This is a genomic window from Confluentibacter citreus, assembly GCF_002807055.1.
Classification (GTDB): Bacteria; Bacteroidota; Bacteroidia; order Flavobacteriales; family Flavobacteriaceae; genus Confluentibacter; species Confluentibacter citreus.
Genome location: NZ_NIXN01000001.1, coordinates 272,311 through 284,370, shown reverse-complemented (window position 1 = coordinate 284,370; position 12,060 = coordinate 272,311). Strand labels below are relative to the sequence as shown.

Below are 12,060 nucleotides of genomic sequence, written 5' to 3'. Positions count from 1 at the left end.
CATATAATTTAGGAATTGAAAAAATTTAGACTTGTTTTTTTGTTTTATATATTAGTGTCAATTTCAGTAGTTGCACAGGAAACACGTATCAAAGGAAATGTTAAAGATGCAACATCTTTTCAGCCTATTTCAGAAGTAACCGTTACTATTGAGGCAACGTCTCAAAACACCAAAACCAATGTATCGGGCGAATTTGAATTTTCTTTAGATGTACCGTTAGGAGAACATGTATTACTCATTTCTAAGATGGGATATATTACAGCGAAGTATCCAATAACTGTAGATGAATTTCAAACGGTAAATATTACAGATATGATTCTTGAGCTTGATACGATGGCTTCTCAAGATTTATTTACCATTAGCTTGACCGAAGACGAACTCGATAATGATGAAAGTGGGTTTGGAAATATATCCGGTTTATTACATGCGTCCCTAGATGTGTTTCAACGCACTGCTGCATTCGAGTTTAGCTCTTCTTTTTTTAGAGTTAGGGGATTAGATTCTGATAATAGCACCATGTTAATTAATGGTATTGAAATGAACAAAATTTATAATGGTAGGCCACAATGGAGCAACTGGGGAGGATTGAATGATGTGATGCGTAATCAAGAATTAGCTCCAGGATTAAAACCATCAGGTTATCAATTTGGAGGTATTTTAGGAACCAGTAATATAAATGTGAGAGCGTCTCAAATGTCGTATGGTGGACGAATTACCTATTCCTCTAGCAACCGAAGTTATGCCAATAGGTTTATGGCAACATATACATCGGGTTTGTTGCAAGGCGGCTGGGCTTATGCATTGTCCATGGGAAGGCGTTGGGGAAACGAGGGCTATCAAGATGCCACCTTATATGATGCGAATTCCGTTTTTGTTTCCGCAGAGAAAGTGATTAATGATACCCATAGTTTAAACTTTACGGGAATTTATACACCAAACAGAAGAGGAAAATCGTCCCCAAATACGCAAGAAGTTTACGACTTAAAAGGTATAAAATATAATGAATATTGGGGCTGGCAAGATGGAAATAAACGCAATTCCCGAATTAGGGACGTGGATGAGCCTATCTTCATGTTAAACCATTACTGGACCATAAACAGTAAACTATCATTAAATACCAACATAGGTTATCAGTTTGGGAAAACGGGAAATAGCCGTTTGGCTTTTGGAGGTTCAACAAGAGTGCTAACAACCGACGGTCAGGAAAGTTTTGAAGGTGGTGGACGAAACCCAAGTCCGGCGTATTACCAAAAATTGCCAAGTTATTTTGAACGCAATTTTCCTGCCGATTTAGAATTTGCATACGGAGCGCAACAATCTTTTTTGAATGATGGTCAGATTCATTGGCAACCTATGTATGATGCGAACATCGCAAATGCGGCTCAAGGGAAAAATGCTACTTATATGCTTTATGAAGATCGGGTTGATGATAATCAAGTATCGTTCAACAGCATTTTAAATGGTAAGTTGAACGACCATATTCTGTATGATGCATCTGTAAGTTATAAAGCATTGCAATCTGAAAATTTTGCTGAGGTTTTAGACCTTTTGGGCGGTACAGGGTTTTTAAATGTGGATAGTTTTGATGGCGTTCAGTTAGATTTAAGAAACCCAAACACGATAGCCACAGTTGGCGACAGGTTTAGTTACAATTATATTATGTTTGCCAACGTACTTTCAGGGTTTGTACAGGCTCAATTTAAATATAATAAAGTCGATTTTTATGCATCTGCAAGTGTAACCAACACGCAATATCAGCGAGAAGGCTTGTTTCAAGTGGAAACATTTGCCGATAATTCTTTTGGAAAAGGCGATAAATTAGCATTCACGGGCATGGGTGCTAAGGCAGGATTCACCTATAAAATAACAGGAAAACATCTGTTTGATGTCAATTTAGGTTACATAACAAAAGCACCATCCATAAGTAATAGTTATACAAACACGAGATCAAATCATAATACCGTTCCCAATGTTTCAGAGGAAAAAATAAGCAGTTTTGATGCCAGTTATATTTTCAGGGCATCTTATGTAAAAGCAAAACTTACCGGGTTTTATACCCAACTTAAAAATGCCAATGAAATCTCATTTTTCTTTGCTGATGGTATTGGAAATATTATTGCCGATTCTGGCACCCAACAATCTGGAAGGGATGATACTGAATTTATTCAGGAAATTTTACAGGGTATCAACAAAAACCATTTAGGAGGTGAGTTTGGTATCGAAGCTCAAGTAACACCAACCATCAAATTAAAAGGAGCTGGCTCCATTGGACAATATACCTATGCCAATAACCCCGATTTATATCTGTCTTCCGATAGGTTTGAGAATGTCTATTTGGGTAAATCCTATTTAAAAAATTACAAGTTAGCCGTTGGTCCGCAACAAGCCTATTCTGTCGGTTTTGAATATCGCGACCCCGATTATTGGTGGTTTGGTGCAACGGCAAATTTCTTTAAAAACACCTATGTAGATGTAAGTCCGTTAACAAGAGCCAATAATTTTTATACCGATGTTGACGGACAACCTTTTATTGATTACGATGAAGATTTGGCAAGAACTTTATTAAAACAAGAACGTTTTGATGATTATATGGTGGTGAATGTGGTGGGTGGAAAATCTTGGAAAGTGAACCAGTATTACATAAGTTTTTTTGCAAGCGTCAATAATCTCTTGGATGAAGTATACAAAACAGGCGGATTTGAACAAGGGCGCAATGCCAATTACAGGCAATTACGGGACGACCAAGCTTTAGATAAACCAGTTTTTGGCTCTAAATATTGGTACGGTAGAGGAACCAATTATTTTTTAAACATATATGTTCGATTTTAATAATAAAAATTTATGAAGACTAAAGTTATAGCCTTGTTGTTGCTGGTTGTTGTGTCATCGTGTGTAGATGAGGGTGATTACGGTATTCCGATACCAGAAGATGGGCAAAATTTTGTCATTCCAGAAAATAAACTAATCACATTCAAAGCCTTGTATGGGCGGTATGCACAAGCAGTCGCCAATGATAAATTGATAGCGATTATTAATGAAGATGAAGATTTATACATTGAAGGCTATGTTGTCTCTAGCGACCAAGCGGGTAATTTTTTTGAAGAACTCATTATTCAAAATAAAGTAGATGATAGTAATCCAGATGAAGACCCAAGATTGGGAATTCGGTTGGATATTAATGTGGGAAGTTTGTCTGATACCTACGAATTTGGCAGAAAAGTGTATGTAAAATTAAGCGGATTGACCATTGGCGAATCCAACGGTGTGTTAACCATAGCAAAAGGAGAAGACCAAAGTTTAGAACAAATACAAGAGTTTGAATATAGAAAGATTGTTATTAGAACACCGGAGGTGGCTACTATCACCCCCAAAGTAGCATCATTAATAGAATTGACCGATGCTGATGAAAACACGTTAATCCAATTGGGTAATATGCAAATAAGAAATAGCGAATTGCCATTAACCTATGCAGGTGAAGGCATCGATGAATTTGATGGATTCCGCACTTTGGAAAGTTGCGATACCAATCTTTCAATCTTATTGCAAACCAGTACGTTTTCCGATTTTAAATCGTTACAAGTGCCACAAAATAAGGGTTCTATAAAGGGTGTTTTTACAAGGGATTTTGGAGACGACTTTAATGTATTGGTCATTAACAGCGTTACCGATGTTCAATTTACCGATGAAAATCGATGCGACCCTTTACAATTTAGTTGTGGTTTGGCGAATGTAGTAGGCGCTGGAAATTTGTTTTACGAAAATTTCCAATCACAAGTAAATAACCGGTTGGTGACAGGCAATGGTTGGACCAATTATATTGAAGCAGGAAGCGAAGGTTGGGAAGCCTATGTAGCCACAGGAACCAATGCCTCTTTAGACAGATCGGCTAGGATGCAGTCTGCCAGTTCTGGGGATGTAAGCAATATAGCTTGGTTAATAACGCCTGCCATTAATTTAGATGTCCAAAATGGGGAAACCCTGCGTTTTAAAACCTCCAGTAGTTTTGCTGATAGCAGTGATATGCAAGTGTTATATTCTGCGGATTGGGATGGTAGCGAAGCCAACGTTACCAATGCTAACTGGAGCATATTATCTGATGCTTACATTATTAAGGACACCGATTATTTTGGGTCGTGGTTTAACTCTGGCAATGTGGATTTATCGTGTTTAACAGGTACTATACATATTGCTTTTAAATATATAGGTAGTGGCAACCCAACCTTTGATGGTACGTATGAGTTGGACGAGGTCAGTATTGATTATGTGCCTTAATATGTTAATAATTTTCCTTTCTTTGTAAAGCTATTATTCTAGTCTAAATAAAAACTGCAAGTTTTTTTGCTATATCAGTAAAAATGGTAAGTAGTTAACTCTCTCAATTAAATAATTATTAAAAAACAATTTAACCCTTGGCAAAAGTTGTTAGGGTGCTTTTTAATTTAAATAATTTATCGAATGTTTTTTATTACAAATATATTTCGCAGCATGCCTCAGCATATTATTTATAATAAAAAAACATAAATAACCCCTTTTTTTTGCTACATTAACAAAAGGTATAGCAAATAATAACCAACTGCATGAGCAATACATACGACTATAGCACGCTATTTTATTTAAATCCGTTTCCTAATTGGGTCTATGATATAGATACGTTTGAAATTCTTGATGTTAATCAAGCTGCGATTGACCTCTATGGATATAGTAAAGAGGAATTTTTAACATTAACCATTAAGGAGTTAAGGCCCAAAGAAGAAATTCCTAAGGTAATTGCCGTTCATGAAGGCATTGATAAGCATAAGGGAAATAAACACTATGGTACGTTTACCCATAAAAAAAAGGATGGAACAATCTTTCGTGTAGAAACTAATGGCCATAGAGTAGAATTTCAAGGAAAAAACTGCTTTATGGTAGTCTGCCAAGACGTTACCGTTAAAGAAAAGCTATTTAGACAAAGTCAGGAAGCCATGTATGTTATGAATGCTTCCATGGACGTTATTTGTTCCATTGATGAAAATGGTAATTTCATAAGCGTGAGTCAGGCAGCTGTGGATGTCTGGGGTTATCAACCGCAAGAATTAGTGGGAAAGGCCTATTTAGATCTCGTACATGAAGAAGATTTGGAATTAACTAGGCAAACAGCCATAGACATTATGTCGGGTAAGGCAGTAACAACTTTTGAAAACCGTTACTTGAAAAAAAATGGTGAAGTCGCTTATAATATTTGGTCGGCCCGTTGGGATCCAACAACTCAAATAATGTATGCCATTGCTCGTGATGGCAATGAAAAAAGAAAAGCAGACGAAATATTAGCAGAAAGCGAAAAGCGGTTTAGGGTTCTTATACAGGAAGGTTCAGATTTGATAGCAATATTGGATGCAGAAGGAAATTATAAATACGTAAGTCCTACGTCCCTTGCTGTTCTGGGTTTTACACCTGAAGAATTTTTAGGTAAAAGCCCTTTTGAATTTATTCACCCTGAAGATGCAGAGAAGGCTATGCAAAGCTTGGGGAAAATCGCTACAGACAACAAGGTAACAGTAGAACCCTTTCGGTTCAAAAATAAAGACGGTGAATGGCACTGGATAGAAACAGTTTTAACAAATATGCTTGAGCATCCATCAATACAAGGTATTGTTGCCAATTCCAGAGATATTACAGACAAAAAAAAGGAGGAGCAACATTTAAAACTTTTACAGAGTGTTGTGACAAATACCAATGATGCCATTTTAATTACAGAAGCCGAGCCACAGAATGAACCTGGGCCAAGGATAGTATATGTGAATGAAGCGTTTACAAGAATGACAGGTTATACGGCTGATGAAGTGATTGGTCAATCACCACGCATGTTGCAAGGCCCAAAAACTGATAAAAAAGAACTGGCACGACTGGGTAAAGCCCTTAGAAATTGGCAGCCTTGCGAGGTAACCACTCTTAATTATAAAAAAAATGGAGAGGAGTTCTGGATTAACTTCACCGTGTCGCCGGTAGCCGATGAAAAAGGATGGTACACCCATTGGATAGCGATTGAACGCGATGTTACCGCTGCTAAGAACGAACAGTTTCAAAAAGATTTTTTAGCCAATATAAGTGCTGTTTTTAATGATGGTATAGATCTCAATATTTCTCTTGAGCGCCTGTGTGAACTCATTGCTAACTATGGAGATTTTAGTTTGTGTGAAATTTGGTTGCCTACCATTCATCAAAAAGCCTTAAAGCTTTTATCCCGAGTTGAAATGGATGCCACGGCAAAAAAATTCTATACCCATGTAGAAGATACAGAGGAAATAGGTTTTGATAAAGGGCTTCCAGGTAAGGTGTGGAAAAGTAAAGATTTCGTTGTATGGGGAGATGCTGATATCGAGGAGTTTTTTATAAGAAATAATGCTGCCAAAAGCGCAGGTTTGAAATCTGTACTTGGCATTCCCCTTACTCACCAAGAAAAAATAGTGGGAGTAATGGTTGTGGGAACAAAAGAAGATGTTGGTAATATGGAACGATTCCGGTCTATGTTAACTGAAATGGAGTCGTTTATAGGTTCAAAAATTAATAGGAAACGCTTAGAAAGTGATTTACACCATTTGTTTGATACTTTACCAGACATTATCTGTATTGCAGATTTAAATGGTCATTTTTTGAAAATAAATAGGGCGGGATGTGAACTCCTCGGTTTTGAAGAACATCAGATTGTAGGGCATTCATTTGAAAAATTCACACATCCTTTAGACAAAACTGTTTTTATAAATGAAATAAAAAAACTAAAAAAAGGAGAAACGATTCTCAATTTTGAAAACCGTTATATAACAAAAAAAAATGATACCATTTGGCTTAGCTGGCATTGTAACTTTATTAAAGAAGAAGGGGTTATATATGCTACAGCCAAAAATATCACTAACGAGAAAAAACTTCGTGAAGTAGCCTCAAACGCATCAGAGATGGCAACCATTGGGGGTTGGGAAATTGATTTAATCAACAATAAATTAACCTGGTCTGAAGTTGTGCATCAAATATACGAAACTGATCCAAACACTTATATTCCTGAGGTTAGTTCTTCCATTAATTTTTACAGAGAAGATTATCAAGAATATGTAGTCAATATTGTTCAAAAAGCCATAGATACAGGTGAATATTTTGATTTTCAAGCTGCGCTTGTCACCTCGAAAGGTAACGAGAAATGGGTAAGAGCAGTGGGTAAGGCAGAAATTGTAAATGGAACATGTGTCAGGGTTTTTGGAAGTTTTCAGGACATTACCCAAATTAAAGAAACCGAACATAGACTCCAAACCATCACAGATGATTTGCCGGGAGTAACGTTTCAATATTATATTTATCCAGACAACACCAATAAATTAGTATCCGTTAGCAAAGCATCCTATAAAATTTGGGGCTTGTCTCCAGAAGCATGTGAAAAAGATAATGACATTGTTTGGGATCAGATAAAAAATGGAGGTGACTATGAAGCACTTGTAAATGATATCCAACATTCTATTGCTACCCTTTCACAATGGCATAGTAAATGGAGAAATGTTCTTCCCAATGGAGAACTACGCTGGCATGAAGGTTATGGAACGCCCTATAGCCTTCCTGATGGTACCATTCTTTTTAATTCAATGATTTTTGATATTACCGATAAAGTAAATGTAGCCCAACTCTATGAGGAGGCTACAGAATTGGCTAAAATTGGAAGTTGGGAGTTCGATTTGCTCTCTAAAGATGAAAGTAAAACATTGTATTGGTCGCCCATGGTAAAAAAAATCATGGAAGTAGATGATAATTACAATCCATCACTTACAGGAGGGCGAGAGTTTTACAAACCTGAAAGCAAAGACCTCATTGAAAAAGTAGGTGAAGTACTTATTAAAGAAGGAACTCAATTTGATGAAGAATTGCAGATTGTGACCAAAAGAGGAAAAGAAAAATGGATAAGGATTATCGCTAAGAGTGAGCACATAAATGGAGTTTGTACAAAAATATTTGGCAGTATTCAAGACATTCACGCCATGAAAACCACCGAAGTTCAACTTAAGGAAATTTTAGGAAGTATTTCGGATGCGTTTTTGGCTTTAGATGAACACTGGAATTTCACCTATTTTAATAAAGAAGCTGAAAACTTAATTAACCGAAAAAGTAGTGAGGTACTTGGTAAAAACCTTTGGGAAGAATTACCATATATAAAAGGTACCGAGTTGGAAAGGGTATATCATAGGGTTGCCAAATCAAGAAAGCCCGAAACTTTTGAATTCCTATCACCCAAGTCTGGAACCTGGGTCGAAATTAATATGTACCCTTCCGTTGGGGGTATCTCCGTTTATTTCAAAAATATTGATGAACGAAGAAATACCGCTGAAGCATTGCAAAATGCTTACCAAGAAAAGATCAAAATTATAGAAAGTATAGGCGATGCTTTTTTTACTATAAATAGAGACTTTACTGTGACTTACTGGAATAAAACAGCCGAGAAACTTCTTGGGGTTAAAAGAGAAACATTGGTAGGTAAAAATTTATGGGAAGCTTTCCCTGAGGCTGTAAACTTACCTTCGTATGCCAATTATCATAAAGTCATGGAGACCGGAGAGCCTATCATGTTTGAAGATTATTATGGTGTATGGTTAGAAGTTAATGCTTATCCTTCGGCTGAGGGAATTAGCGTATTTTTTAGAGATATTACGCATAGGAAAGAAGCAGACGATCGCTTATTAAAAGCCTATGATGAAAAAAATCAAATCCTGGAAAGCATTGGTGATGCATTTTTTGCATTAGATAAAGATTGGATTGTTACTTATTGGAATAAAGAGGCAGAAACCGTATTGGGAAGAAAAAGGGATGTTATATTGGGCAAGAACCTATGGGAGGAGTATGCTGATGCCATAGATTCCGATTTTTATAGACAATACCACCAAGCCGCGGCAACAGGTAAAACAGTGTCATTTGAGGAATTTTATCCAGCATTGAATAAGTGGTTTGAAGTTACTGCTTATCCTAGCCCAAAGGGCTTATCTGTTTATTTTAAGGACGTGACACTTCGTAAAGAAACAGATATACGAATACTTCAAGCTAATGAGCGTTTTGAAAAAGTAACCAAGGCCACCACCGATGCTATTTGGGACTGGGATATTGAAAACGATATATTTTATCGTGGTGAAGGTTTTGAAAAATTATTTGGTTATGATGTAAATAAAACGCTGAAAGGAGATGCCTTTTGGAAAGATAGTTTCCATCCTAAAGATCTACCCGGAATACAAACTAGTTTATATGAATGTTTACAGGATTCCGAAGCAGAATATTGGCGACATGAATACCGAATTGTTCATAAGAGTGGAGAAGAAAAAACAGTTATAGACAAAGGGGTAGTTATTAGAAATGAGAAAGGAAAAGCCATTAGAATGGTTGGTGCGATTACCGATATTACCCATCGTGTTGTGTATGAAAAAGAAATATTAGAATTAAATAAAGTTCTTAAGAAGAAAATCAAGGAACTTGAAATATCCAATGAAGAATTGGAGCAATTTGCTTTTATAGCCTCCCACGATTTACAAGAACCTTTGCGAATGATTTCCAGTTTTTTAAATCAAATTCAGCGAAAATATGGAGACCAATTAGATGACAAAGCACATCAGTATATTAATTTTGCTACCGATGGGGCTAAACGTATGAAACAAATCATATTGGATTTGCTCGATTATTCTAAAGCAGGAAAACTTGCCGACAATCTAGAGCTTATTAACCTGAATAAACTTATTGAAGAGTATGGTATTTTAAGAAGAAGGCTCATTCAAGAAAAAAGAGCTACAATAATAGTTAATAATCTTCCAAACGTGAAATGTTTTAGGGCACCTCTTGTACAAACGTTACATTGCTTACTTGACAATGCTCTTAATTATTCTAGGGAAAAAGTGCCTCCAGTGATCAAAATTTCAACCTTGGAAACAGAGACCAATTGGCAGGTAAGTATCGAAGATAACGGTATAGGCATCGATCCAGAATTTTTTGATAAAATTTTTATTATCTTTCAGAGGTTGCACAATAGAGATAAATATGAAGGTACTGGTATTGGATTATCCATTGCTAAAAAGCATATAGAATACTGGGGAGGAAAGATTTGGGTTGAATCGGAATTGGATAAAGGAAGTACGTTCTATTTTACAATTGATAAAAATATTGAAATATAGTATGAAAGAAGTCCATATATTATTGGTTGAAGATAATGAAGGCGATATTGTTCTTACCCTTGATGCTTTTGAAGAAAGTAAAATAAGAACAAATATTAGCGTGGTAAGAAATGGTGCGGATGCACTTGATTTTCTTTTTAAAAGAGGAGAATTTGTAGAAGAAAGGCGTCCTGATTTAATTCTTCTGGATATTAACATTCCTGTTTACAATGGCCATGATGTACTAAAAAAAATTAAAGAGGATGCTTCACTAAAGAAAATACCAGTAATAATTCTTACTACGTCTTCCAGTCAAAAAGATGTTAATAAGGCCTATGAAAATCATAGTAATAGTTATGTAACCAAACCCATTGACATGGAAGATTTTTTAAAAGTCATTTTAAAAATTGAGGAGTTTTGGTTACAACTTTCAAAACTGGCAAACTAAGCTTATCTTTGTCGAAATTTAAAACGAGGTATAATGATCAAGGATAGCCTGTCACTCTCAATTTTAATAATTGAGGATAATCTTGGAGATTTTGTGTTGCTAGAAGATCATCTCCTTGAAAAATTTGAAGCTATACGAATTTTTCACGAGGAATCATTCGAATCGGCACTCGTCACAATAAAGTCTGATAAAAAAATAGACATCATCCTTTTGGATTTGGTACTACCTGATCTTCATGGAGAAGTATTGGCGGAAAAAATCCAACAGAATACGTCCGACATCCCAATAATTATTTTAACCGGATATACCGATATTGATTTAGCGAGAAAGATACTGTCTCTGGGAGTTTCAGATTTTTTGATTAAAGATGAAATTAACCCAGAAATTCTATATAAGACCATCATTTATTCCCTCGAACGAAAAAGCTATATAAGAGGTCTTAATAAAACTAAAAAAACATATCAAGATTTATTTAATTTGAGTCCTCAACCCATGTGGCTATACGATACTTCCTCTTTGTTTTTTTTGGATGTAAATCAAGCGGCCATAGTTAAATATGGTTATACTTTAGAGGAATTTAGAAGCATGACACTAAAGGATATTAGACCCAAAAATCAAATTAGATATTTAGAAGATAGTGTAAACGAACATGGATTAAAAGGAGTTAATGGCTTTGCAGGGGTTTTTGTACACAGACTTAGGTCTGGAAAAAATATTTATGTTGAAATTTATAGTAGTGATATTGAATACAATGATAAATGGGTAAGGTTGGTACTAGCAAATGATGTAACGGACAAATTAGAATATACAAAAAAGATTGAAGAGCAGAACGTTAAATTAAAGGACATTGCTTGGACACAATCCCACGTAGTTCGTGCTCCTTTATCGCGAATTTTAGGAATCATTAATCTTATCGAACTCGAATCCTTTAATTCAGAGGATTTGCCGTATTTAATCAACCAACTGAAGTTGTCTGGGAACGAAATGGACGTTATAGTACGAAACATTGTAAGTGAAGCCAAATTGTTGAATTTAAATGGGTTGGAGAGTGAATAAACACGTGTTATTAATAGACGACGATCCTATTTTTCATGTCATTTTTACCAGGATGATTAATAAGGTCTATCCAGGGTTGAGTGTGAGCTCATCTTTACATGGAAAATTGGCATTGGAGTTTTTAAATAGAAATTATAGTATTGAAAACCAATATATTGTTTTATTGGATATTAATATGCCTGTATATAATGGTTGGCAGTTTTTAGATGCTATTAAAAAAAAAGGTATTATACGTAATAATAATATAACCATTTTTGTAGTGACGTCCTCAACAGATCTAGATGATATAAAACGTGCAAAAGCTTATGGTTTTGTTAAAGACACGCTTTCAAAACCTTTATCTGTTAATTCTTTAAATAGTGTTTTGCAGCCTTTGGTTAATGAGTAAAATTTTATTACAAGGGAGATTAT

At 35.6% G+C, this 12,060-nt stretch carries 6 protein-coding genes; all 6 read left to right on the top strand.

Going from position 1 to position 12,060, the window contains the following annotated elements:
• Positions 1-15 precede the first annotated feature (15 nt).
• Positions 16-2,829: a TonB-dependent receptor gene (locus CDH49_RS01215; protein ID WP_100613492.1), complete on the top strand. Its 2,814-nt coding sequence runs from the start codon at positions 16-18 to the stop codon at positions 2,827-2,829.
• A gap of 12 nt (positions 2,830-2,841) precedes the next feature.
• Complete coding sequence (locus tag CDH49_RS01210) at positions 2,842-4,272, top strand: DUF5689 domain-containing protein (protein ID WP_100613491.1); 1,431 nt, start codon at positions 2,842-2,844, stop codon at positions 4,270-4,272.
• Positions 4,273-4,577: 305 nt separating this feature from the next.
• Entirely contained in the window at positions 4,578-10,166 is a 5,589-nt protein-coding gene (locus tag CDH49_RS01205) for a PAS domain S-box protein (protein ID WP_100613490.1), read from the top strand.
• A gap of 1 nt (position 10,167) precedes the next feature.
• The gene (locus CDH49_RS01200) at positions 10,168-10,593 is read left to right on the top strand and encodes a response regulator (RefSeq protein WP_100613489.1); all 426 of its coding nucleotides are present in this window, start codon (positions 10,168-10,170) and stop codon (positions 10,591-10,593) included.
• 33 nt (positions 10,594-10,626) lie between these two features.
• Entirely contained in the window at positions 10,627-11,649 is a 1,023-nt protein-coding gene (locus CDH49_RS01195; protein WP_100613488.1) for a response regulator, read from the top strand.
• Positions 11,642-12,037: a response regulator gene (locus tag CDH49_RS01190; RefSeq protein WP_157805256.1), complete on the top strand. Its 396-nt coding sequence runs from the start codon at positions 11,642-11,644 to the stop codon at positions 12,035-12,037. Before CDH49_RS01195 ends, CDH49_RS01190 begins: the two co-directional genes overlap by 8 nt.
• The last annotated feature ends 23 nt before the right edge of the window (positions 12,038-12,060 follow it).

Bases quoted from the DNA above. Each gene is read 5' to 3' on its own strand.
- CDH49_RS01200 (WP_100613489.1), top strand. From the start codon at position 10,168: ATGAAAGAAGTCCATATATTATTGGTTGAAGATAATGAAGGCGATATT.
- CDH49_RS01205 (WP_100613490.1), top strand. From the start codon at position 4,578: ATGAGCAATACATACGACTATAGCACGCTATTTTATTTAAATCCGTTT.
- CDH49_RS01210 (WP_100613491.1), top strand. From the start codon at position 2,842: ATGAAGACTAAAGTTATAGCCTTGTTGTTGCTGGTTGTTGTGTCATCG.
- CDH49_RS01195 (WP_100613488.1), top strand. From the start codon at position 10,627: ATGATCAAGGATAGCCTGTCACTCTCAATTTTAATAATTGAGGATAAT.